Here is a 23,959-nt window from a genome sequence, read left to right on the forward strand (position 1 = left end):
GTTACTCGTCATCCATCAGGTTGTGCTTTTGCTGGTCTGCTCCAGGGGTAGGGCGCGGAATACGGCGACTTCTTTGCGATTCGACCGTGCCGACAGCCTGCATGGTGGCCCACCATTGCGCATCGGCTTCGACTTCGCCTTGCGCGTTCACGTGCGGGTAAGGCAGCCCCTTTTGTCTGGCGACTCTGGCCAGAACCGGATAACCCCCTTCAAACAGCAGGCGCTGCTGCTCTTCTTCCGGCAGCATGCTGTTCTCGCGTTTATACATGCCCGCATTTTGCCGCTGGCGTTGCGCTTCGTAGAGGATCAGGGCAGAGGCAACGGAGACGTTGAGCGATTGCACCATGCCCGTCATCGGGATGATGATATCCTGGTCAGCCAGCGCTAAGGCTTCCTGAGTGATGCCGGTTTTTTCCTGGCCCATCAGGATGCAGGTGGGGCGGGTGTAGTCGATCTCGCGAAAATCGACGGCTTTATCTGAGAGATGCGTCGCAAGGATTTGCATGCCCTGGCCCTTTAAATGGCCGACGGCATCGCCGATACTGCGGTGGGTTTTGACCTGTACCCAGCTGTTGCTGCCGGCGGCGGCAGAGACCATGGTATGCATACGACTGCTGGGCCAGACAGCGTGTACTTCATGAACACCAACGGCATCTGCGGTACGCACCACCGCCGACACGTTATGAGGTTTATGGACCTGCTCCATGCAGACCGTCAGGTCGGGCTGACGCCTGGCGAGCATCTCACAAATACGTGCATAACGTTGAATATTCATAAAACGAGTTCTAGTTGCGGTTACGGGTGACTTTTATCACATCCGGCATGACGCGAATTTTGCGCATGATATTCGCCAGATGCACGCGGTCGCGCGCCGTGAGGCGGATAAAGGCGCTGTACACGCGGCCATCTTTTTCTTCCGTATTCAGGCTCTGAATATTGGAGGAGGCGGTGTTAATCGCCGCGGTGAGATTCGCCAGTGCACCCTGGTGGTTAAACATATCCACCTTAATTTCGGTAATAAACTCCTGCGCGGTCTCTTTATCCCACTCGACGGCCATAAACTTCTCGGGCTCTTTCTGGTAGCCACGAATGTTACGGCAGGACTCATGGTGGATGACCAGGCCTTTGCCAGGGCTGACGTGGGCGATAATCGGGTCGCCAGGAATCGGACGGCAGCACTTCGCAAAGGTAATCAGAACCCCGTCGGCGCCTTTAATCGGCAGATGACCGTGGCCTGAAGCGTTTCCTTGTGCCGGCGCGCTGACGGTGGTTTCGCCCTGTTGCAGGTTTTTCGCCACCACCACGCTCATGGCGTTGCCGAGACCGATTTCTGCCAGCAGGTCGTCAAGACTCGCCAGCTTCATACGCTCGAGTTCGCGCTGGATGCTCTCCGGCGGAATTTCGGCCAGTTTACGGCTGCCGCCCAGCGCATGGTTGAGCAGACGACGACCCAGGCTGACGGAGTCATCGCGCTTGAGGTTTTTCAGCAACTGGCGAATTTTGGCGCGCGCTTTCGAGCTGACGACAAAGTTCAGCCACGCGGCATTCGGACGTGCGCCCGGCGCAGTGATGATTTCCACCGTCTGGCCGCTGGAGAGCGACTGTGACAGCGGATACGGCTGGCGGTCGACGCGCGCGCCAACGCAGGCATGACCGATATCGGTATGCACTGCATAGGCGAAGTCCACCGGCGTGGCGCCAGCGGGCAGTTCGACAATGCGTCCTTCCGGGGTGAAAACGTAAATCTCATCCGGGAACAGATCGGATTTGACGCTCTCGATAAATTCAAACGAGCTACCGGCACTTTGCTGCAGTTCCAGCAGGCTCTGCATCCAGCGCTGCGCGCGGATTTGCGCGGTGGTGCTGCTTTCGCCACCGTGCTCTTTATAAGCCCAGTGTGCCGCGACCCCCATTTCTGCCATCTGGTCCATGTCTTCGGTACGAATTTGTACCTCAACCGGCACGCCGTGCGGGCCGATCATCGAGGTATGCAAAGATTGATAGCCGTTCGCTTTCGGAATGGCGATGTAATCTTTCATACGACCAGGACGGGGCTTGTAAAGGCTGTGCATCTGGCCAAGCACGCGGTAACAGGTATCGGCATCATGCACGATCACGCGGAAGGCGTAGATGTCCATGATCGAGTGAAAACGCTGCTCTTTCAGCACCATTTTGCAGTAGATGGAGTACAGATGCTTTTCGCGACCGCTGACGCGACAGGGGATTCCCGCTTCCTGTAGACGCCCTTCAATTTCGGAGAGGATTTTTTGAATCATCTCTTTACGGTTGCCGCGCGCCGCTTTGACGACTTCTTTGATTACGCGATAACGGTTGGGGTACAGCGCTTCAAAGCCCAGCTCTTCGAGCTCGGTTTTGATGTGATGGATACCTAAACGGTGAGCCAGCGGGCTGTAGATCTCCAGCGTTTCACGGGCAATGCGGCGGCGTTTGTCCGGGCGAAGCGAGCCCAGCGTACGCATATTGTGGGTGCGGTCGGCGAGTTTGATGAGGATGACGCGGATATCCTGCACCATCGCCATAATCATTTTGCGGAAGTTTTCGGCCTGCGCCTCTTTCTTATCGCGGAACTTGAGCTTATCAAGTTTCGATACCCCCTCTACCAGCTCGGCAACGCTTTTGCCAAAGAGCTGCTCCATGTCCTGGTAGGTGGCAGGGGTATCTTCAATCACGTCATGCAGCAGCGCAGCCATCAGCGTTTCGTGGTCGAGTTTCATCTCGGCCAGAATACAGGCTACCGCCACCGGGTGCGTGATGTAGGGTTCACCGCTTGAACGTGTCTGGCCCTCGTGAGCGTCACGTGCAACGAGATAGGCCTGCCGAAGACGCTTGATTTGCTCTTCCGGCAGGTAGTGTTGAATCAGCTGATTCAGGCTTTCAAACAGATACAAGGGCGACCCACTGCGTGATTAACGACGACCTTCAGCAATAGCGGTAACAGCTTGTAATTCAGCGGCTTCCTGCTCTTGCTGTTCCTGACGATCGCGGACGTCGAGGATCTGGTTGTTGATCAGACCTTCTTCGATTTCGCGCAGCGCGATAACGGTAGTTTTATCGTTTTCTTCCGGAACCAGCGGATCTTTTCCGCCTACCTGCATCTGACGAGCGCGACGCGCGGCGACCAGTACCAGGTCAAAACGGTTACCAATTTTCTCTACAGCGTCCTGAACAGTTACGCGTGCCATACTTAAAATGCTCCACAGATGAAGAAATGACTGGGCATGATACTGAATGTGGGTTCAGTCTGCCAACAGTTTGGTGATTAAAGCGCCATGTCGCTGCTTTTGGCGGCTCATGCGCAGACGTTCGGCGCGAATAATGTTTTTCAGATCGCTCAAGGCGGTATCAAAATCATCATTCACAATAAGGTAATCATATTCCGCGTAATGGCTCATTTCTGCAACAGCCTGCGCCATACGTTTTGCGATCACCTCTTCGCTGTCCTGGCCGCGGCCACGCAGGCGGCGGTCAAGCTCATCTTTTGACGGCGGCAGAATGAAAATGCTGCGCGCGCCCGGCATTTTTTGACGGATTTGCTGAGCACCCTGCCAGTCGATATCGAGGAACACGTCGACGCCGGTTGCCAGTACCTGCTCGATGGTTTCGCGCGAGGTGCCGTAATAGTTGCCAAATACTTCTGCGTGCTCAAGAAATGCATCTCTGGCAATCATCGCTCTGAAATCGTGGTGATTAACAAAGAAATAGTGTTCACCGTGCACTTCACCCGGACGCGCCGCGCGCGTGGTATGTGAAACAGAAACCTGGGTGTCGTACAGCGGTTGGGTTTTCAATAAAGCCTGAATCAGGCTGGATTTACCCGCGCCACTTGGGGCGGAAACAATATAAAGCGTGCCTTGAGCCATGAGAGTCTTTTGTATGTGATGATCGAAAGAGAAACTACATACGAGCCTATTATACACGGCGCTGCACTGTGACGCAGTCCCTGTCACACATTTTGCTTCTGTTTCTTTCATTTTGCCTGCCGTTTCCCTGATTTCGCTGCGTCTTGCAGCGCTGAAGGACAAAGTCAGGAAGCCCGATCGCAACCTGAAAAATCGCCCATCGCCTGGAAAATACCTTCTCCGACACAATGACCGCGAGCAAAACAGGAGGCGGGATCATGCAGAAAGGGATCTGGGCAATCGGCCTGTGGCTGGTGATGGAATACGGGCAGGCGGCGTGTCCCGAGTGGCCGCAGGCGCAGGCCGAGCAGGAAATCGCTCGCCTGAATCAGCAGGTCACAGACTGGAACAATGCTTACTGGCGGGAAGGGCGCAGCGACGTCAGCGACGACGTCTACGATCAGCTGCTGGCGCGATTGCAGCAGTGGCAGCGCTGCGCGTCGATTGCCTCTCCCCGTGACGATGACCCGCCGCCGGCAACCGGAGCGGCCAGCCATCCGGTTGCGCATACCGGCGTGCGTAAACTGGCGGATAAGGCCGACGTTGCCCGGTGGATGCGCGGTAAAACGGATCTCTGGGTACAGCCGAAGGTCGATGGTGTGGCCGTGACGCTGGTGTACCGCGACGGGCGACTGGTTCAGGCCATCAGCCGCGGAAACGGGCGCAGCGGCGAGGCGTGGACGGACAAAGTGCGGCAGATCCCGGCGATTCCCGCGATCACGCAAGGCGAACTGGCGAACAGCGTGCTGCAGGGCGAGATTTTCCTGCAGCATACCGGGCATGTGCAGAAGCAGATGGGGGGCATGAACGCCCGGGCGAAAGTCGCCGGGATGATGATGCGCCGGGAATCCCCCGGCCAGCTGGCGGGCCTGGGTCTTTTTATCTGGGCGTGGCCAGATGGTCCCCAGGACATGCGTCAGCGCCTGAAGCTGCTGGAAGAAGGCGGATTTCACCATAGCGCCCGTTTTTCGCAGCCGGTAACCACCGTGCGGCAGGTGGAACAGTGGCGCGGGCGTTGGCTAACCTCAGCGCTGCCATTTGCTACCGATGGCGTGGTTGTGCGCCGTGGGCAGGAGCCCGCCGGGCGATACTGGTCACCAGGGCAGGGAGAGTGGGTAGTCGCATGGAAATATCCGCCGATGTCGCGGCTGATGGAGGTCCGCGACATCCAGTTTCGCATCGGGCGCAGCGGCAACATTGCCGTGGTGGCCCGGCTGGAACCGGAGCGCCTGGATGACAAGCTGGTTCAGCGGGTGAGTGTCGGGTCGCTGTCTCGCTGGAAGCGTCTGGATATTGGCCGCGGCGACCAGTTGCAGATCAGCCTGGCAGGCCAGGGTATTCCGCGTATCGACCGCGTGGTATGGCGGGTAAGCCCGCGGGATAAACCGCAGCCGCCGGCGGAACGTTATACGCCACTGAGCTGTTATTTCCTGGCGCCTGGCTGCAGTGAACAGTTTCTCTCCCGGCTGGTCTGGCTGTCGTCAAAACCGATACTGAATCTTGATGGTGTCGGGGAGTCGGTATGGCGGACCATTCAGCTTACCCACCCGCTGGAGCATCTTTTCTCCTGGCTGACATTAACCCCCCAGCAGCTGGCGCGGATTCCAGGGATCTCTGCGGCACGGGGACAGCGGTTATGGCATCAGTTTAATCTGGCTCGCGAGCAGCCGTTTCTGCGCTGGATACAGGCAATGGGGATACCGATTCCTCAGGTGGCGCTGGCCGGTCTGGCGGGGGAGAGCTGGCAGCAGCTCCAGGCGCGCAATGAAGCGCAGTGGCAGCGCCTGCCTGGGGTGGGCGCAGAGCGCGCCCGACAGCTGGTCATTTTTCTTCAGCACCCGGAGGTTGCCGCGCTGGCGTACTGGCTCGGCAGGCAAGGTATTCCGGGGTTTTGACGCGATCAGTGAGCGCTATGGTTGTAGTTGAAGACGGGCAGTCCCAGCTTCCAACGTAGCGCCAGCATGCGGGCGGTAAAGCCAAACAACAGGGTGGAGATAACCACCACATCGTGGCTGCTGACGTAGTGTTGCAGGGCGATATAGAGGATAGCAGCGGCAAATGAGATGCCGGCATACAGTTCTTTCTGGAACACCAGTGGGATGCGTTTGCAGAACATATCCCGCAATACGCCGCCGAATACCCCGGTGACCACTGCCGCGATGGAGGCGATGACCGGCCCTTCTCCCATATCCAGCGCAATCTGTGCACCGATGATGGAGAAGACGATCAGGCCCAGGGCGTCGAGGACCAGAAACAAACGGCGTAAATGGGGCATCACCGGCGCGGCAATGGTGGTGAGTACCGCGGCAACGGCAACAATAATGACGTATTCCGGGTTCTTGACCCATCCGAGCGGGTAGTGTCCCAGCAGGATATCCCGGACTGAACCACCGCCCAGTGCGGTTGCGGTCGCAATGATAATGACGCCGAAGGTATCCATCCGGCGGCGCCCGGCCGCCAGAGCACCGGTCATCGCTTCGGCGGTGATACCAATTAAATAAAGAATATGAAGCAGCATAGATCCCCCACAGTGATGCCGGGAAGGTTAGCGATTTGTGCGCAAGATCACGATTGAGATTTTCTAAGGCGAAGCGTTTTCCCCAGGAAAAACTAATGTATGAGGTTGGATGTGGCGAGTCATTCAGGGATGATTGTGGGTCGATGGCGAAAAAACAGATAAGAAAAAATAATGCTGGCTCACTATGCAGAGAGCCAGCAAAAGCGATTACTCGATATTCTGAATCTGTTTGTTTAGTATTTGAGTAGAGGCCTTGTTTTAATGGAGTTGTCATATACTGGATATGAATTTGTGTACACCCTTGGGTACACAAATTTTAAGTGTTTAGACTTTAGTTCATGGCTGCTCTGCCTTGCGGGCTTCATAAGCTGAAACTGCAAGAGCAATTTCCAGTTTTGTGCTTTCCAGAAGCTCTTCACATAGAACCAAGTCATGAATGATTGCGCCGAGCAACTCTTTCTCAATTGCTCCATCTGCAACCCAAACAGCAATGTTTTCCATTTCTTGCGCAAAAAAATTAACACAATGCCCTAGTCCATTGATTTCTAAGAAATATGTGGAGAGGGCAATACTTGAGCGTTTGTTGCCATCGTTGAAAGCATGAAATTTATTGATGGCAAAAAACAAGTGTGCAAGCTTGTCCACAAAACCAGGGTAGTACCAATCATTTTGGATGTGGTCTAATGCACTTTCTAAAATACCGATATCCCTGATTCCTTCGAAACCACCTGACTTTACTATTATCCAATCATGAACAGTAATCGCGTGCTCAATATCAAAATAGTTGAAGCGTAGCTCTTCCATGGTTTTCCTTAGCGATCTTTAAGTCGCTTGAAAACTTCTAAGGTTTCAGGGTCATTTAACCGTTCTTCAAGCGATTTGCTTTTTTCACCTAAGAATCTCTCGAAATCAGCTTCAGGAACGGCTCTAACATAAGCTTCTAATTTTTCGTGCAGCGCGTCACGAAAACACAAATCTCTACTTGCCATTTTCGAGCGCGCATCAAGCATCATAGGCTTAAAGAGGGGATGTGATTCGAACTGCCTGAATAATGTTTCAGCTTCTGGCTGAGTCAATTTCCTTCCTAGTCGATTAAACTCGTTTTTTAGTTCGTGCGCGATACCAGACTCAAATCCTGCAATCAGAGTAAGAACTTCCGAGTACATAGTATCTCTAATTTTATCTTTTTGGGCTAAATTCAGTACCTTACGGTACTCTGCAGCATCTTCATGAAAAATGCTCTGATAAACAAGGTTCGTGAATTTTGCATATTTCCAATTATTGCCTTCAACACACTCTTCCAAAGCATCTGTGAACTGCTTGCGATAGCTTTCTTCTTGAAATGAAGCGAGAAGATAGTTCTCATCTCTTTGGTTTATGTACTTAGTATGGCCGCCTGCACGCTCAGCAAGAGTATCAATCACTATATCTAATAATCTTGTTCGAATGATTTTTGCTTGTTCACTCTCAGCAAGTAGCATCGCGAAGTTCAAAACTGCTCTAAAATTGAACACCCCGATGGTTGGTGCCTTGTTACCCTCATTGATGAGGGAGACATGGTCTAAGCTCTTGAATTCTCTTAGCTCTTTCCCTTTTATCAAACGGTAGCCGTTGTTCTTCAACTCATCACTATGATTTGCAATGTATCGTTCCACAGTCGCATCGCTAATACTGAAAATCTCCATGAGCTGATTTTTAGTAAAAAGCCTTTCACCGTTGAACTCAATGCCTCCCAAGGCCATGTGTTTTTCTGCATGGCTCAAGGCATAAGAATTGTTAAGGATGTTCTGTCTGTCATGAGCAGAGGTTGTTAAGTCTTTAGCCATGTTGACACCTACAAAGAAGCAAGAATGACCATAAGATAGCATTTTTGTTGATGAAATTGATAAGCTGAAAGATGATATATTGCTTATTTGCCTAAGTATCGCAATCTACAAAATTAAAGGATTCTATGACCATGATCAAAGCACAGAGAATGATGGTGTTGCCAGAAGGTGAGCCTTACAAGCAGATCACTAAAACTTATGAAACCAACTTACTGCCCACACCTGGAATGTTCATTCAGGATTCAATGTGGCATGAGTCACTTGAGATCTCTCAGGTTGTCTGTCAGTTCGATGAAGATTGTTATTACATTTTACTTCCGGAATTGAAAATTAATTCACCTGAATCGGTGGAGTTGGAAAAAGAGGTTCTTGCGATGCATGGGTGGTCAGTATTCCCGTAGTTTTCCTGAGAGCCCCTAATTGGGGCTTTACACTTTAAAAAAGATAAAAGTAGGGTATATGGCTAACGATATTTTAGAAACAGCATGTAATACGTTGTGGCTTGATCCTAAACTAGTAATTCCTGCAATTACGGCAGTGCTAGCATCAGTAATCGTTCCAATTTTAATACATCATACAAAGGCAAGGAGGGAACTTAGATATAAAACTTTAGACATCAGAACAAAAGTTTATACTGATTACTTCAAAAAGTATGAAGAAGCTGCTGCTGGAGTGGGCGTAGATTACGAGAAGTTTACCAAGGTTACATTAAGAAACGCGTTTAGAGAGTTACTCGAGTCCAATAGCTCACCAGAAGCAATGGTCAAATTCAGCGATGAAATAGGTCGATTTCCTTCACAAATCCAAGATTCTCATCGAAAGGCGACTGAAGAAATCACCTCACTGAAAATTTTAGGTTCTGATGAACTTTTCATGCTAACTGCTGAGTTTGAGCAATTGAATCAGGAAATTATGAAAATGACTTCTGAATGGTTAGGTGAACTCAATCAAGTGCTTATTGCCCCTGATCTGGATGCCCCAATAGCTAAGAAAATGAAAGCTAAAGCTGAACAAATTAAAGAACTCAAGGACAAGATAATTAACCAAATGCGCTCTGAGTTAGATCTGGGAAAAAAGTAACTCGTACATAATTAAGCAAACTGACTGAAGCAACTGTAACTTAAGCACCCCTGCTCAGTTCCTTTCACTCTTCCAGACGTTGTGAGGGAAACAGGAGCATAAAACCAGCCATGACTCTTGGGGGGCTGGCGCAAGTGAGGATGGTCACTTTACACTTTTGCTTTTCATCCCGCGCGAACCTTAACATTTCTATACATCATCACTTGACAGATTTGTCCTTAGCCCGGTATTCGTACCGTTCTCAGCGTGGTTTATACTTGCCGTTCTGCCCCATCAAACCTTAGGATTTCTTAGGAACTACGCATTTTTTGCGCAAAAACCCTGGCATTTCTAAGCATCGCAGGTTGACACATTTTATCCAAAGTTACGGGGTTTTCTGACTAAAACCGAAGCTCTTCATAACGAAAAAACCAGTAATCACAAGGCCTGTAGGCTGGTTTACACTTTTCTTTTTTTTGCCCTAAACCTTAGCATTTCTTAGCATACCAACTTGACACTTTTCTCCTGAAAGCCGTCCTTGACCTTAATAATTCTGTATATTTTCGGCTCGTATTTTTCTTGGACACCGCGATAGCAAGAGCCAGAGAGTAGGTTCCCACTTTGGATGGGCGTTTTGATTGAGGCTGTACTGAGTTTAAGCTTTTCCCCTGGGCAATGACTTACAGCATACTTTTCAACACTAACTTTCATCCTCCCCCATGTGTTCGTGGAAGCGCTTTAAACGAGCCTCATCTGTTTCAGTCGGCGTACACAATGCCTTAAGCCCCTTTATTGACCAACGGTCCCACTCAGGGTCAATATGGTCTCCTTTCCCGCGTAATTTCATCCTCAGGCAATCTGCCAAGATAAAATCCTGTATGAAGGCTATAGCATTGCCCAGCTGGTGAAACCCATGGAAATAGTGCTCGCAATCGTCGGGTTCGTGATAAAGCCTGACAACCTCTTCTCCGTCTCCATCAAACAGGTACTCAATATCGTATGAAATTAACTGGGTGGCGGCTTCCAGTAGCTGTTTTGCCTCTTCCTGGCTTTGCGCCGCAGGGAACTTGTCCTGATTGGTATGAATCCATTCAATTACCTGTGAGGCAGACAGAACCAGGTAGTCCTTGCCCTCAGAATGTTCGTTGCCATGCTGCATTTGTTCAGTAGCTTCAACGTCAATTTTGCTACCGGACATCACTACTTCACCCTTGGCTACCCAATCATAGACAGTCTGGCGGCTCACACCACAGTGACGGGCATAAGCTGCTTTAGTTAACAACATATACACTCCATAAAAGTTAGCCAACCCCACTACATTATAAGTTGCATAAAGATGCGTTTTACTGCTCTTTATTAATAAATTCATCTGGAAGTGATAAATGGAGTCTGTAGCGCACGGGGTTCTTTTTCACTGGGTTTTCATTAAAAACTATTTCATATTTTGGGAATGTTGGAAAGACCAACGACACACATGATAAAAATACCTCTTCAAAAAATGTAATCAGGAACCAAAGTATTTCATTTGCTTCTTCATGAACACACTTAAATCCCTGTCCTTTTATCCCCCATTTGGGAGGATTAATTTCATTTCCATTTTCAAAGCTAAAGTTATTGACTATCAACGGCGCATCAGTTGTGGCGGCGTGTTCCTGTGCATTCCTAAAACTATAAATATGCTCGCACATCGGCAAGTGTTCTTTTAGAACATTGATTAGCATTGTCGCATCCTGATGATTTGTCTTTACATCCTTTAACAACCTATCAATTCGCCCATGCTTGCTCTTTAATGGTAAGAAAAAATTCACCATCACAGAAATTTCCTGGATGCATCGCTTGGCTGAAATCAAAAAATCCGTTGCATGTCCATCTAGCTCTTTTAACTGAGGGAAATAAGCATGAGCCTTACCATTCATGACACTTCCATTTTCAATAAACTTTTTGATTTCAGAATTTGAATTGTCTATCAAAGACTGCAGAGAGAGCAAGTAATTCAACAAAACATTTTTTATATCTCTCGCCTTACTAATAATTTGAATGCGATTACTATCCTCATTGGAGTAAAGTTGCCTTAAAAACTCGTTAACCATAATTACAGTATTAGCAACTAAAGGATTAGATGCTCCAAAGTCAGAAATTTTAGTATACACCCAGGGTACGTTTTGATGTTCTCTCTTAGGATCAATACTATCTGGAGTCATGAGTTTATATGTGGATTGTTCTGTGTAAACCTCCATAAACTCACCAAAATCTATCATGGTGATGATTTCACCTTTCTCTCCTTCAGGTAAACCAAACGAACCAGCTTCATCACGTGAATTCATATCTCTCCCGTTTTACACAATATATTTATATCAACATCAGTAAAGCCCCAATTCATGAGGCTTTTGCGTGATTAGTTACAGAGAGCTCTTTTTCGCTCCCTCAATCTCCGCCTGACAAACATCATCATTTGTAAATGTATACTGTAGGTAAACATATCCCTGTGCAGAACTGTTCGCTCTGGCTTCGATAGAAATAGCGCCAATATTATTTTTTAGCGGCGTTTCTTTTGTGCCTTTCCAGGTGGCGGATAGGAAGCGCTCTTTTTTATTTAGCCCCATCATCCAGTCCTGAGGCTCTTTCCAGATTGAACCAGCCAGTAAAAGGTCTGTGGTTTCTGCCTTTCCATAAAGTGAGCTTAACGAGCTACTTAAATCTTCAAACCGGGATTTTAAGGCAAGCCCATAGCTATCGGTATCAATGTTTTTACCGACAGCCCTAATTTGACATAAGCCAGCTTTAGGCGAGATCAACAAACCATACATTTCAAAATCCGCGTTTTGCTTTGGTAGTTTATCGGAAGTATAGAGATTCACGCTGTCCGGTAGTGGTTTTAGCTTTGCCCCGATCATATCTTCGATATTTTTCTGGGTCAGACCAGCCTCAAGACCGAACGGGCCTTCAGCGGGTGGCAAAAGAGGGGGTTGTTCTTGTGTAGTTTTAGCCGTTGCTTCCTTCTTGTCACTGGCGGTTGCTGCACTGTCCTGAATTGGTGCCAGCTTAACTTCAGCGAGACCATACTTAGCGGTTAGATATTTTTGCTGCAGCATAGCCATGCTTTGTTCTTCAGTGGCAACGGCTGATAGTTTGAGTACCTGTATCAAACCGCCAGTGTACTGGCTGGCATCTGCTTTAGCTTCGTTGATTTTTGCAGTCAGATTATCGATCTCTGTTTTAATGGAGGCCGCAAGTTCAGGGTCTGGCTTGGTACCAGAGACTACTAAATCAATTTTGGCACCGGACTCAATAGCATTTATACGCTGTTCCAAAAGAGCCTTATTCGTTCCCAAAACTTCAAGTCTTGCGGTGGTTAAATTCTTGATCAGCCCACCAGAAAATTGTTGATCAACTTCTTTCGCTGCTGAGATTTCGCCCTCAGTCTGTGATAGCTCAGTCTTAAGAGCCGCAACTTCCTGTTTTTGTTCCGGGGTTAACTCTTGTGGCCCACACCCGGTTAACATCGTTATGCCCACTAATGTTGCAATCAAAGTTTTCTTCATATCCCTATCCCAGTTGAAAGTATTCGGATTAATCCTATCAGGAAGTTAGGGGTATTAGAATTTGTCAGTCTTGGTCATATTCAATGCCTGATGAATGTCCTCCGACTGTTCCTGCTTGATACGCCTCACCAGGCCGTCGGCATCCACGCCACCAGCAGTTATGTTGTAGTGGTTTGTCTGATTGATGGTTCCTCCGGTATGGCTGCTGGTGGATGAAACCACAGGAGCGCCATAGCCACTAAGGTACTGCATGGGGTCGTAATTCATCCCGCTGCTTATGACGCGTGATATATCACCTTTGGAAAGATAATTGCCCCCGTTCTCATGATCGATAATCCCCTTCATGAGATTAACCATCGTCTGGGTATCGCCTGCAGATATCACCGCATTGGGATCTAAGCCTGTTTTTTTCGACAGCGCCTGAATGTATGCGCCGACGTTGTTGCCATCAGATGACGGGGCGTAGGTCTTCACAATGGAGGATATGGTATTTTTCCCGCGTTGAAGATAGAGCCCCAGCTGGCGATGAAGTGCCGCTACGCCCTCGTCCATAGAATCAAAAGTGGCAAACCTTCCCCCGGGGCCACCTTCCAGCGAAGCGCCACGCTGACCCGCAAAATTAAGATTGCCGGGATTATTGTTACGGATCCCCCGCGGGAGCGAAGTACCACCGTTTGCCTGTCCTGTGACACCAGGTAAGCCGCCACGATTATCAACCCATTTCCCTCCGTTCCAGTGGGCATCCCCTTTCCCCATGAGAGCATCACCGAAGTCTCCCCAGGTCTGGGCAGTACGCAAACGCTGGAAGTAATCAAAGTTCCCAAAGGCAGTATTCAGTGCACTATCCAGCAAGGGTTCAGTCATGTAAGCCGTACCTGCAGCAAGAGCCAGCTGCGGAACCATTCCTAATGCACTTCCTCCTGCGGCCGCCGCAGCGGAACCGCCACCGGAAAACTTAATTGCCGCCCCTCGGGTGAATAAGCCTTTCAGCAATGCTGCTGCCCCGAGCGTGCCACCAGCCATTGTGCCATAAGCCAGCGCCTTAGATGCCCCTGGGTGCTCTCTGATGAAATCTGAAATGATACCCAGTACATCATTAATCACTGGGTAAAGGTCAGAACCTATACTTTCAGCCAGCTGGCTGAACTGGGTCTGAAGCATCCCCATACGCTGAATAAACAGTTCGGTATCGGCATCCAGATTTTCAGGCATATTCCTTCCTACCTGCGACCATGACTGCATGGATTTATCAAGGTGCTGTACACCAGCGTTCAGAAAGGCCTGTATTTTTTCATCCTGTCCGATTGTTGAGTTAATCAGCTCCTGACGCCGGGTCGGAGCCTGTTCCCTGTTTACAGACTCCAGGTAATAGCGAACTGCAGCCATCGGATCCCGTTTATATTCGGCGTTAAATTTTTCCGGTGAAAACGCCCCGCTGATGTACGCCTTCTCATTCAGTGTATGGCTGTCAATTGTAAACTGCAGCTGCTTCATCTTCTGGATAAACCCGACAGCATCATTCCCGTTGCCCGTCAGCATGGCGAAAGAATGCTTTAACGCCCGGATTTTCTCTACCGCAAGGCCTGTATTGCGGGAAAGATTCATCATGCCCTGGACGGTAACTGCCAGGTCACTGGTGACAGCCTTAAATCCCATCCCCGTTCCGGTCGCTGCAGCAAGCTGAAGCATGCTGCTTTTTATCCCGTTGATTGTGTCGCTGGCCTTTCTGAAAGAGCTGGCATCAGTTTCCAGCCTCAGGGACATCAGTAATTCATCTATCACGTTTGAACGATCGCTCATTTCCACTCCTGAAAAATTCGTTATATACACAGAAAAGTAGTCAGCCCAGTTGGACCATTTAGCCCAACGCACTTAACTTGTTGATTTAACTGAATGCACTCTGATTTCTTGGGCTAACTCGTTAGGGGTTTGGGCTAAATTTGCGGATTTTTGGGTTGGACCAGCCCTCCTCTGAGGATTAGTTAGCCCAGAAACATGAATATTTAGCCCAAACACACCAATATTTAGCCCAGAGTTAGACCAGTTTTTGGATAAGGTTTATATAAATAACAATGAGTTAATTATTTCACCTGCTATCTGGTCTAACTGGGCTAACTGTTTTATGCCTCGCGTGTGAGTTTTTGTTCTGGCTCTGGTTCAGCCTCCGGCGCGAAGAACAACGCATACGCCCAGGGGCGGGCATTGTTCAGGTGTCTGAGCCGTGGCATGCGGATTTGCCACCCCTTAACGCTGGAGGACTTTTTCAGCATTCCGGCCTCACTGAGAATTCGTGCGGCGGTGTCCTTGTTGAATCCTTTTGCAAGCTGATCCCTGAACGGCGCAGGCAGGACATAAAACAGCACAGGTTCATCTGACTCGCCGCCTTTGTCCCTGTAGCCGTACAGTTCGTGGATAGGTAAATCGCGCGGGTCATAATCCAGCGGAGCGAAACGGCTCATGCCATAGGCGTTAAGAAAGGCCTCACACTGCTCAATAATCTGCTGGTGTTCTTTGTTCCCTGTGCCGAACTCGCGCACCCAGGCATTAAAGCTGTGCTGTATGGCATCACGGCTGGTCTGTGTGTCCCATCCGGTTATCACTTCCCCCAGCACCAGCGCCGCCTCAAGGATCGCAAACCGCGCCCCTACACGGTGAACCTGTTCCCCATAGTCGGCAGGAATAAGACTGCGCCAGCGTGCCTCTGCCGCCCTCACAGCGTCTTTCGCTTCCTGCTGGTGGTCCGCCAGCCATTTAACCCATTCACGCCCTGCTGCCCCGTGCTGGTGCTGCCAGGCATCTTTCAGCGCATCGGCGTGCTGCTTCCCGTTCTGGTATTCCTGAAAATGAATGGCCTTGCTGAGAGGGATATTCAGAAGGCGTACCAGCTGGCCCGCTTTGGCCTTGCGCCCCGCCCCGGCGATGAAGGTTTCTAAATCCACCTCCCCCGTACTGACAGCGACCGTTCGCCAGCGTTTCAGCTCCCGGTTACCGCCTTCCTTCGCGCCCTGCAGCTTGCCTGTGCCGTTAAACAGGGCGTAGGCCGACTTATAGACCTCCACGGGGTCAGCACCCTGCCCGATTTCATCCAGGGGCATCAGCGCGTCATTGTGGGCCGCTGCTTCGTTTGCCAGCCCCAGCGCCGTCCCGTACCACGTCAGGCGCAACAGGTCAGGATTTCCGTACAGGCTGGCAGCGACGTTGGCGGTCGTGGTTTTACCTGCGCTCGACTGCTCGTAGAAATGCAGCCCGAAGCCGTCAGCCTCCACCAGCCCGATAAGCGGTGCGGCGAGTGCCGCGGCAATACCCGTCATCATGGAGTAATTCCCTGCGGCTAAGCGTCCCACGCTTTCACGCCAGCCCTCTGCAGTGCCCTTCAGCGTGTAGCCGGCTGCGGCAGAACTACGGCCGTTAAACAGGACAGGGGCTGCAGGTGTACCAATGATTTCCCCGTCAGGCATGATGTATGCGCCATGCTGCCAGCCTGTGGCGTGTGATACCTGCCAGACCTCACCGTTACCAGAACGCTGCAGCCAGTCAGCCAGGGTGGCGCGAAGGCCTGTTCTGGTGGTCACGTTCACCCCACCAGCCTTTAGCTTGCGCCAGCCCTCCCGTTCACCAATATCAGCCAGGGGAATGGCCTGTGTGGTTTCAGTCGATGCCCCCTGAGCCAGCCAGCGCAATATCAGGAAACGCTCGGTACCGTCGGTCCCGATGCCGGTTACATCGAGCGGCGAACACAGCCAGCTTTCACGGTTAATCACCTCGCCTGAATCACGGTCCTGTTTTGGCTCTACCCAGAACACACCGTCAGCGCGGCTCTCAACGTGTGACCTGAGCGCGTCACCGTGGGTGTCATGGGGTTTGCGGGTGGCCTTGTTTGCGGGTACCGCTGACTGTTTTTCTTCGGCAGCAGCCTTCAGCCGGGGCAGCTGCGCCGTCCAGTTCTCCAGCAGTTCGTAGCTTTCAGAATAAAAACGGGCTTCCTGCACCCCTGCTATCGCCAGCTGCGTGGCAATGGCCGTAATGGTTTCCTGCTCCAGTTCCCCGGCACGATAAACACGGGCATAGCGGCGCCCGTGATCGATGATTCGCAGGTTATCCAGTTCGGTTAACTGGGAGGTACCCAGCGTGACCGGAGGAACGGTGTCATGCGCCGGGTTATTTTCCTGCCAGGCTTTTGCATGCACCCAGGCATCCGCGCCAGCAAAAATAATCGCCTCCGTGAATTTGTCCTTCGGCAGATTTTTTAAATTCGGTGCGTTTTTCATTTTCGCTTTCCCCGTTCCTGAATAATTTCCCGTACAACCCTGATTCTTTCTGCGCCCGTAACGCTCATGACTCTGCTTAAATCACTGCTTTGCGCTGGTGGGGCTTTGGCAACCAGCCGAAAGTCACGCCTCAGCCTTTCCGATGAGCAGATACACGGGGAGGAGTAACCCTCCCGGTAATAAATCACCCTGTTCCGGGCATATTCAGAAACGGTAACGACAGAGCCATGTTTGTCTTTCCATTTATCGCCAGGTCTGATCTCAGGCTGAGTTTTGCCCCCGGAACTTAATCCGGATTTAATTTTCTTCATGGTGTTACTCGCTTACGGCTGCAGGGGGAATAACGGTAAAACCGGCCAGGCGCGCGGTTTCAATAAATCCCTCAAGGGTTGCCAGGTGTTCGTTTTGACGGGCTACCTGCTCACGGATAATTTCGCCGTTCTCGAACGTCACCAGCACACGACCACTGAATTTCTCAGCCTGAACATATTTAGTTGCGAGCATAATTCACCTCCACCAGCCTGGTACGGGCTATGAAAATGATCACGCAGCCTGAAGGAGTTAGCTCCCGAGCTTCTCGCTCAGTGGAGGCATCCACAGACAGGATTTCACGGGTAGAGAGGCCAAGCGCCAGAAAGCGCCATGTAAATTTAGGGTGAGTTTGGGTACACTGCGGCACAGCCATAGCGTTATCTCCGTTAACGTTGCTGGTAAGAGGCCCGTTGGTGTTGGTAGCACCCGCGGGCTTCGCTCTCATTAGGTGTATGTCACCTGGGGAGTTTAAAATAACCCCAAGTGAAATACACCTCAAGGTTTTTTTTGCTAATTTTCTTGCGTATACTGAAATACACCTGCTCAAAGGAGTCTCAGTAATGGCAACAGGTGCGAAGAATGCTAAGTCGCAAATGACGACGGTTCGAATCCCCCATGAAGTCATGGAAGAAATCGAACAGCTTAAAGAAACCGGCGAAAGTACTGCGGGGTTTCTTGTGGCTGCGGCTAAAGGCGAAATTAAGCGCAGACAGCGTCGTAAGAAAGCAGATACGTCAGAAGATTGATCCGCTTGGTACCCAAGGGCGAGGCCGCGAACCTCGCCCTTTTTATTTGGCTGGTGGGCCTCATCCACCATAGAGAACGTGACCACTCTTTGCCCTTGATACTCCACCAGCGGCATACGGCTATTTTGTACAGTGATGAAATTACGCATCGCTCGCCCCCTCCAGAAAATCAGGCTGATACTTGCGCCATAACTCTGCTTCTTCGCTTTCCAGAGCCTGTTTTACCTCCTTGCAACGTTGCAACTTGTACCCGCGTTTACTGGCCTCCTGCTGGTACGCCGCCATACGCTTGCTAAAATCGTTCAGGAACGCAAACGGCACACCATAGGAGCCAGTTTTACGGATCGAAGGTATTACCTCACCGAATACCCACTCGCTGAATCGGAAAGCCGCCGAGCCCTCTGTCGAGGCCTTTCGGCTTCGGGCAATCAATTTGTAGAAACCAGATTCAGAAACGGCAATCATCCGCTGAATGCCTCCAAGGGTAGGTATTGAATACTCCCCCTTTTCATGTGCGCCCAGACGGCGCAAAGGTACCAGATGATCGGCGATTTCCAGTGCCGCACAAATATCCTTAATAATGAACCAGGGTTCGCCATTGCTCTTAACAATGCGGACTTTTACACCCTCAAAGTTGATTACTGAAATATCATCTGGGCTGATTTTGGGCTGAGTTTGGCCCTGACCAGAAAGGTCATATTTTTTCTTTGTCACTTTTTACTCCGCTAAAATTTTGCTATCGCACCAACGAACAGATACCTGACTGCTGTGCCTAAAAAAAATACCATGTCTCAACATAACGGGTTGATTAATCAAAATCAGATGCATTCCTGCTGAAACCGCAGTCTGCAGCCGATTCAGCTTTTATGGCCCCAGAGTAGTTTTCTAAGACCCGCATGAAACCTGGATCCATATTGATTATTGATAATCAGTTATACCCGTTGTTTGCCCCGTATCGTCATCGAGTCCGTTTTAGTTGATAACTTTTCCGGTACAACAACAATTCGTTCTCACAAGTATTGTTTCCCACTAGGCGGAATGGCGACGTTCCTCCAGCCAGCGATTGATCTCCACTGCGTCAAATGCAGTGATTTTCTCACCCAGCTTTGTTGGCTTCGGTAAAGTGCCGTTGCGTACCTTGCGATCCAGAGTAGAAAGGCTCATACCCAGCATTTCTGCCAGACGGTAGCGGCGGATGTAGCCGGTTGTTGGAATTGCGGATTGTGCGTAAGGTTGATTTCTCATATATCCCGTTACCTCTTTCTGATGGCTGATGGTTCGTAACGGGATAATTAAATCAAAGAAATTTAAATCAGTCGGGATTTTAAAGGTTAAAATCCGGATATCAGGATAGGATCCCAATCCTAACACTAACGGGCTCCTTCTTCTTTTAACCATCTCGCAAGTGTCTTAGGATCAGCATCAAGGGGGGCATCACTTAGTAGTTTACTAACAGCTCTGTGTAATTGTGTCTCACTATATGCCCGTTGCTTTTCTTGGGTTATGCCAAGCAAAGCCAAAAGGGTCTTTAATGGCGTATCAGGGTTCACACCGTTCAGAATCATTAGCTGTTGTATTAAAGCTTCTTTTTTAGGAGCCTTTCTTTTGTTTTTGATTGATTCTTCAATTTTGTTTAAGTCTTTAATTGGACGAGTTTTATCTCCAGTTACAATACTATCCATAACTCTACCTTTATTAGTGTAAATATATTCTATCTGTTTCCTAGATATGTATAAATCATTCTTTGTCAATGTGATTATATCTGGCAAGTTTTCTTCAATGAATAAATCCTCATTTTCCCCTCCAAAAAAATCAAGCTCTTTGATATCAGATGCCGAAAGATGAAAATCAGGTTCTTCTTCCCTATCTGAAGCATGAATGGCTAAGTCAAGGAATTCAAAAGTTACGGAATGGTGGTTTGCTAACTTCTCATAAATATTATCATTCATATTTCTCACAAAGAAACACCATAAACCTTCGGCATGACCATAAATTAAACCCTCATCATTTCGCTGTATATCATATGCAAGGGTTGCATTGTCTAAAGTGTATATTAGATCAGATGTATTGGGGTCCGCCATAATCACACTCGGTGTAAAATTTGATGATTTTGAGAAGCTAATGCTAGGTTGCAAGAGGCCTTTTCTGTTTAACTGTTTATTAAGCCAAGTAAGATATGAGTCATTAGTATTATATGTTTCAATGACCGCCGGCATCCAGTCTATTTTTAAGCACAATTGAATTGCGTTGATCTCTGCCCAATGTAGTAAATCATTAATATGACATCCAAGTAATTCTGCAGAACGTTCAAGTTTGCAATATTCTATTGCTGGGATATTTTTATCAGCCCATATATTTTTTTTCATTGCTTCATTCATTACGTTACCTTTAACTCATTCTTGAAGGAGTGTCAGAACTAAGCGGTATGCCTCTCTATGCCTTCCCCTAAGTCCAAAACTATTTTCATGTAGTCAGTCTTTTAATTAATGTCTGTTGCATTCTTCAATAGGTGTCTAACTCCAATAGTAAATTTGCCCAAAGAGACAATGCTGCTTTACGCTCTTGAAAATACTGGTGACGGTTATAAATACCTTCTACGCCTCTTATGCGGTGGTTTAGGCATCTTTCAGCCACGAGTGGATCGATACCTAGTGCGGCTAAATGAGTTCGCGCTGTACGTCGAAAATCATGAATTGTAAAGTTGGGAATGTCTGACATTTCAGCACGTACCTTTGCCAGCGCAACGGGGAGGGTGCTTTCTTGGATGTGGGGGATCATTCTGTGTTGCATTTTTCGCGCAGGTAAGACCCAAACACTGTTACATGAGAAGGTATGAAGTTCGCGTAACCATTCAACTGCTGGCTGGGGTAGTGGTATATCTATAGCATCGCCGTTTTTGCTACGCTCTTCAGGCAAGTGCCAGATAGCGCTATCTAAATCAAACTCCTCCCAGCGGGCGGCGCAAAGCTCCATTTTGCGGACACAGAGAGTAAGTAACAGCTTAAAGGTAATTTCGTTCTGACGGCTAAAACCTTTTGCCACACGCATAGCTTGGAAGAACCGTATAAGTTCAGCGCGGCTTAACCAGCGATCACGGGCAATTTCCTTTCCACCAGCATCGGAAACTTCAAATGCAGAACAGGGATTTACCTCGAGGTGCATACGTTTAATGCCATAGTCGAAAATACGGCGTGTCCAACGAAGTACATCTGTTGCGATGGTGGGGGCTCCGCGATCAACAATACCTTTCAGCATATTGTCGATATGACGAGGCTTGACCTCTTCCACTTTCATATGACCGATGCATGGGTTTATATCCTTGTCGATGCGTCTACGAAGAATATCAGGGTGTTTCCAACGTGGAAGGATTTGTCGTTGGAAGTATTCGGCTGCAAGATCAGAAACGCGTAGGGCATTTTTCTCCGCCTCAATCTTCGCCAGCGCTTCAGCTTTACGTATCTGCTTCTCTGCTGCTACGTCATAACCCAACGCGATACGAGCAGATAACTCTTTTGCTACCTCTCTGGCTTTGGAAAGGGACAGGTCGGCATAAGAGCCAATGAGCATGGCACGAGATCTCCCAGCAAGCTTGAAGCGGAACCGCCATGTTGGAGTTTTATCTACTTCTCTGAACCTCAAATAAAGGCCATTACCGTCCGAACGGCCTTCAAATCGCTCTCCCGACTTTATCCATGCGCGGATCTGCATGTCTGTAAGCTTTGGCATTGGTCATATATCCGAACTTGAAATTGAGGTGTACCCAAAGTGGAATTTTTTATCTGCAAAAGGTACACCCTTGGGTACACCATTAACTTGCGCTTCCGTGATTCTTTATGATAGCTCATGATAACAAAAAAGCCCGCTAGAGTGCGGGCTTGGCGGGTTGTTGATTTTTGATAGAGGTCAATAAAACCTTACTCTATGTTCTGAATCTGCTCGCGCATTTGCTCGATCAGCACTTTCAGTTCGATGGCGGATTTGGTCACTTCCGCATTGATGGATTTTGACGCCAGGGTATTCGACTCGCGGTTAAACTCCTGCATCATAAAGTCGAGACGACGGCCAACGGCCTCTTTCTTCTTCAGGATGTTCCAGGTTTCTTTAACGTGCGCTTCCAGACGGTCCAGTTCTTCGGCCACATCGATACGCTGTGCCATCAGAACCAGCTCTTGTTCGAGGCGGTTATTTTCCAGCTGTACTTCTGCATCTTCCAGTTTCGAGACCAGGCGGTCACGCTGCCACTGCAAGATTTCCGGCATATGGGCGCGGACTTTTGTCACCTCGGCGGTCACGCCGTCGAGACGCTGCTCGATCAGGGTTTTCAGCGCCTGGCCTTCGCTCTCGCGGGCGACGATAAAATCATCCAGCGCACCGTCCAGGGCGGACAAAATTTCAGCGGTAATCGCGTCGAGGTCCTGCTCACGGGCTGCCATCACCCCAGGCCAGCGCAGAATATCCACCGGGTTAATTTCGCCTTCGTCGCTCTGCATTTTGACCCAGTTGGCGGCATTGACCAGCTGTTTAGCGAGGTTTTCGTTCAGAATCAGCTCGCCCTGAGCGCTGGGATCCTGTTCAAAGCGTAAGGTACATTCTACTTTGCCACGGGTCAGGCGCGAACGAATGCGCTCACGTACAACGGGCTCCAGGCTACGGAACTGCTCCGGCAGGCGGAAATAGGTTTCCAGGTATCGTTGGTTTACCGAGCGCAGTTCCCACGCGGCGCTGCCCCAGTCACCCTTGATTTCTCGCCGGGCATAGGCGGTCATACTGCGGATCATAGACGTTCCTGTTTTTAAAGGAGAGTGAGGTGGATTATAGCTTTCAGGGGCCTGTCAGGATAGGAATAAGCGAGCATTATCGCTATATACACGTTATCCTTCTGACAGCCTCGTGCCTGGCGGCACCGCAATGCCGGAAACACATTTTATCTATGTTGTCAGGTGCTTCTCGCCTCGATGCATACTGCATGAATTTGTGTATAATGCGCGCCACATTCGTTTCAAGCCGGAGATAACATTATGCGTCCAGCAGGTCGTAGCGCTAATCAGGTGCGTCCCGTCACCCTGACCCGTAACTATACAATACACGCAGAAGGCTCCGTGCTGGTCGAATTTGGTGACACCAAAGTGTTGTGCACCGCGTCGATCGACGAAGGTGTGCCACGTTTCCTGAAAGGTCAGGGACAAGGATGGATCACCGCAGAATACGGCATGCTGCCGCGCGCAACCCATACCCGTAACGCGCGTGAAGCGGCGAAAGGTAAGCAGGGCGGCCGCACGATGGAAATCCAGCGTCTGATTGCACGTGCACTGCGCGCAGCAGTAGACCTGAAAGCACTCGGCGAATTCACCATTACCCTCGACTGCGATGTTCTGCAGGCGGACGGCGGCACCCGTACCGCATCCATTACCGGTGCCTGCGTGGCGCTGGCCGATGCGCTGAATAAGCTGGTTGCTGCCGGCAAGCTGAAAAGCAACCCGATGAAAGGGATGGTGGCGGCGGTTTCCGTCGGTATCGTCAACGGCGAAGCGCTGTGCGATCTGGAGTATGTCGAAGATTCGGCAGCGGAAACTGATATGAACGTGGTGATGACCGAAGACGGTCGCATCATTGAGGTGCAGGGCACGGCAGAAGGCGAGCCGTTTACCCACGAAGAGCTACTCACCCTGTTGGCGTTGGCCCGAGGGGGAATCGAATCCATTGTGGCGACGCAGAAAGCGGCGTTAGAAAACTAGTTTTTAAGGCGACTGAGAAGTCGCCTTTTTTTT

The 23,959-nt window shown here is 49.9% G+C and carries 25 protein-coding genes; 5 read left to right on the top strand and 20 right to left on the bottom strand.

What is annotated here, in order from left to right; all coding sequences use genetic code 11:
- Window position 1: 1 nt before the first annotated feature.
- Genes trmH through gmk form a run of 4 tightly spaced genes read right to left on the bottom strand, consistent with a single transcriptional unit; the run spans window position 2 to window position 3,881 of the window.
- Window positions 2–775, bottom strand: coding sequence for a tRNA (guanosine(18)-2'-O)-methyltransferase TrmH (gene trmH / locus HF679_RS19005; RefSeq protein WP_410003348.1), 774 nt, complete (start codon window positions 773–775; stop codon window positions 2–4).
- A gap of 10 nt (window positions 776–785) precedes the next feature.
- Entirely contained in the window at window positions 786–2,909 is a 2,124-nt protein-coding gene (gene spoT / locus HF679_RS19010) for a bifunctional GTP diphosphokinase/guanosine-3',5'-bis pyrophosphate 3'-pyrophosphohydrolase (protein WP_123757097.1), read from the bottom strand.
- An 18-nt stretch (window positions 2,910–2,927) separates the two neighbouring features.
- Complete coding sequence (gene rpoZ, locus HF679_RS19015; protein WP_004868966.1) at window positions 2,928–3,203, bottom strand: DNA-directed RNA polymerase subunit omega; 276 nt, start codon at window positions 3,201–3,203, stop codon at window positions 2,928–2,930.
- Between the two features lie 54 nt (window positions 3,204–3,257).
- Window positions 3,258–3,881, bottom strand: coding sequence for a guanylate kinase (gene gmk / locus HF679_RS19020; protein WP_187043073.1), 624 nt, complete (start codon window positions 3,879–3,881; stop codon window positions 3,258–3,260).
- A 257-nt stretch (window positions 3,882–4,138) separates the two neighbouring features.
- Here gmk and ligB point away from each other — a divergent pair, with 257 nt between their 5' ends.
- Entirely contained in the window at window positions 4,139–5,815 is a 1,677-nt protein-coding gene (gene ligB, locus HF679_RS19025; RefSeq protein ID WP_123757099.1) for an NAD-dependent DNA ligase LigB, read from the top strand.
- 5 nt (window positions 5,816–5,820) lie between these two features.
- Here ligB and HF679_RS19030 read toward each other — a convergent pair whose 3' ends face one another.
- From HF679_RS19030 to HF679_RS19040, 3 genes are all read right to left on the bottom strand, one after another.
- Window positions 5,821–6,438 carry a trimeric intracellular cation channel family protein gene (locus HF679_RS19030; RefSeq protein ID WP_123757100.1) on the bottom strand — a complete coding sequence of 206 codons (618 nt, stop codon included), beginning with the start codon at window positions 6,436–6,438 and terminating at the stop codon, window positions 5,821–5,823.
- Window positions 6,439–6,774: 336 nt separating this feature from the next.
- Window positions 6,775–7,242, bottom strand: coding sequence for a type II toxin-antitoxin system death-on-curing family toxin (locus HF679_RS19035; protein WP_154682523.1), 468 nt, complete (start codon window positions 7,240–7,242; stop codon window positions 6,775–6,777).
- An 8-nt stretch (window positions 7,243–7,250) separates the two neighbouring features.
- A complete protein-coding gene (locus tag HF679_RS19040) occupies window positions 7,251–8,264 on the bottom strand; it encodes a DNA-binding protein (protein ID WP_187042292.1) in 1,014 nt (337 codons plus the stop codon).
- A gap of 125 nt (window positions 8,265–8,389) precedes the next feature.
- On the opposite strand from HF679_RS19040, the gene HF679_RS19045 reads away from it, so the two are divergent.
- Together HF679_RS19045 and HF679_RS19050 are read left to right on the top strand one after the other, a co-directional pair.
- Window positions 8,390–8,665, top strand: coding sequence for a hypothetical protein (locus HF679_RS19045; RefSeq protein ID WP_187042293.1), 276 nt, complete (start codon window positions 8,390–8,392; stop codon window positions 8,663–8,665).
- Between the two features lie 58 nt (window positions 8,666–8,723).
- Entirely contained in the window at window positions 8,724–9,344 is a 621-nt protein-coding gene (locus tag HF679_RS19050) for a hypothetical protein (protein ID WP_187042294.1), read from the top strand.
- A gap of 679 nt (window positions 9,345–10,023) precedes the next feature.
- Here HF679_RS19050 and HF679_RS24920 read toward each other — a convergent pair.
- From HF679_RS24920 to HF679_RS25045, 8 genes are all read right to left on the bottom strand, one after another.
- Entirely contained in the window at window positions 10,024–10,608 is a 585-nt protein-coding gene (locus HF679_RS24920; protein ID WP_261802956.1) for a helix-turn-helix transcriptional regulator, read from the bottom strand.
- A gap of 58 nt (window positions 10,609–10,666) precedes the next feature.
- A complete protein-coding gene (locus HF679_RS19060; RefSeq protein ID WP_187042295.1) occupies window positions 10,667–11,647 on the bottom strand; it encodes a hypothetical protein in 981 nt (326 codons plus the stop codon).
- A gap of 75 nt (window positions 11,648–11,722) precedes the next feature.
- Complete coding sequence (locus HF679_RS19065; RefSeq protein ID WP_187042296.1) at window positions 11,723–12,865, bottom strand: hypothetical protein; 1,143 nt, start codon at window positions 12,863–12,865, stop codon at window positions 11,723–11,725.
- Window positions 12,866–12,919: 54 nt separating this feature from the next.
- Entirely contained in the window at window positions 12,920–14,665 is a 1,746-nt protein-coding gene (locus HF679_RS19070) for a hypothetical protein (RefSeq protein ID WP_187042297.1), read from the bottom strand.
- A gap of 320 nt (window positions 14,666–14,985) precedes the next feature.
- Window positions 14,986–17,133, bottom strand: coding sequence for a DUF927 domain-containing protein (locus HF679_RS19075; protein WP_187042298.1), 2,148 nt, complete (start codon window positions 17,131–17,133; stop codon window positions 14,986–14,988).
- Window positions 17,130–17,444 carry a DUF4222 domain-containing protein gene (locus tag HF679_RS19080; protein WP_187042299.1) on the bottom strand — a complete coding sequence of 105 codons (315 nt, stop codon included), beginning with the start codon at window positions 17,442–17,444 and terminating at the stop codon, window positions 17,130–17,132. The genes HF679_RS19075 and HF679_RS19080 overlap by 4 nt, the downstream gene beginning before the upstream one ends.
- A 4-nt stretch (window positions 17,445–17,448) precedes the next feature.
- Window positions 17,449–17,637, bottom strand: a complete 189-nt coding sequence (locus tag HF679_RS19085; protein ID WP_187042300.1) for a hypothetical protein — start codon at window positions 17,635–17,637, stop codon at window positions 17,449–17,451.
- Window positions 17,624–18,070 carry a host cell division inhibitor Icd-like protein gene (locus HF679_RS25045; RefSeq protein WP_410003349.1) on the bottom strand — a complete coding sequence of 149 codons (447 nt, stop codon included), beginning with the start codon at window positions 18,068–18,070 and terminating at the stop codon, window positions 17,624–17,626. Before HF679_RS25045 ends, HF679_RS19085 begins: the two co-directional genes overlap by 14 nt.
- Here HF679_RS25045 and HF679_RS19095 point away from each other — a divergent pair.
- Entirely contained in the window at window positions 18,006–18,191 is a 186-nt protein-coding gene (locus HF679_RS19095; protein ID WP_187042302.1) for a YlcI/YnfO family protein, read from the top strand. The genes HF679_RS25045 and HF679_RS19095 overlap by 65 nt on opposite strands.
- Before the next feature lie 141 nt (window positions 18,192–18,332).
- On the opposite strand, the gene HF679_RS19100 is transcribed toward HF679_RS19095, so the two are convergent.
- From HF679_RS19100 to HF679_RS19120, 5 genes are all read right to left on the bottom strand, one after another.
- On the bottom strand, window positions 18,333–18,905 hold the full coding sequence (locus HF679_RS19100; RefSeq protein WP_187042303.1) for a Bro-N domain-containing protein: 573 nt from the start codon (window positions 18,903–18,905) through the stop codon (window positions 18,333–18,335).
- Window positions 18,906–19,220: 315 nt separating this feature from the next.
- A complete protein-coding gene (locus tag HF679_RS19105) occupies window positions 19,221–19,436 on the bottom strand; it encodes a helix-turn-helix transcriptional regulator (RefSeq protein WP_187043074.1) in 216 nt (71 codons plus the stop codon).
- 125 nt (window positions 19,437–19,561) lie between these two features.
- A complete protein-coding gene (locus tag HF679_RS19110; RefSeq protein WP_187042304.1) occupies window positions 19,562–20,569 on the bottom strand; it encodes a hypothetical protein in 1,008 nt (335 codons plus the stop codon).
- A gap of 124 nt (window positions 20,570–20,693) precedes the next feature.
- Window positions 20,694–21,917 carry a tyrosine-type recombinase/integrase gene (locus HF679_RS19115; protein ID WP_187042305.1) on the bottom strand — a complete coding sequence of 408 codons (1,224 nt, stop codon included), beginning with the start codon at window positions 21,915–21,917 and terminating at the stop codon, window positions 20,694–20,696.
- A 188-nt stretch (window positions 21,918–22,105) separates the two neighbouring features.
- Entirely contained in the window at window positions 22,106–22,969 is an 864-nt protein-coding gene (locus HF679_RS19120; RefSeq protein ID WP_174509579.1) for a YicC/YloC family endoribonuclease, read from the bottom strand.
- Window positions 22,970–23,209: 240 nt separating this feature from the next.
- Between HF679_RS19120 and rph the strand changes: the two genes are divergently transcribed.
- Window positions 23,210–23,926: a ribonuclease PH gene (rph, locus tag HF679_RS19125; protein ID WP_004868954.1), complete on the top strand. Its 717-nt coding sequence runs from the start codon at window positions 23,210–23,212 to the stop codon at window positions 23,924–23,926.
- Window positions 23,927–23,959 lie beyond the last annotated feature (33 nt).

The organism is Enterobacter sp. JUb54, from assembly GCF_014298075.1.
In the GTDB taxonomy this organism is placed as follows: domain Bacteria; phylum Pseudomonadota; class Gammaproteobacteria; order Enterobacterales; family Enterobacteriaceae; genus Klebsiella; species Klebsiella lignicola.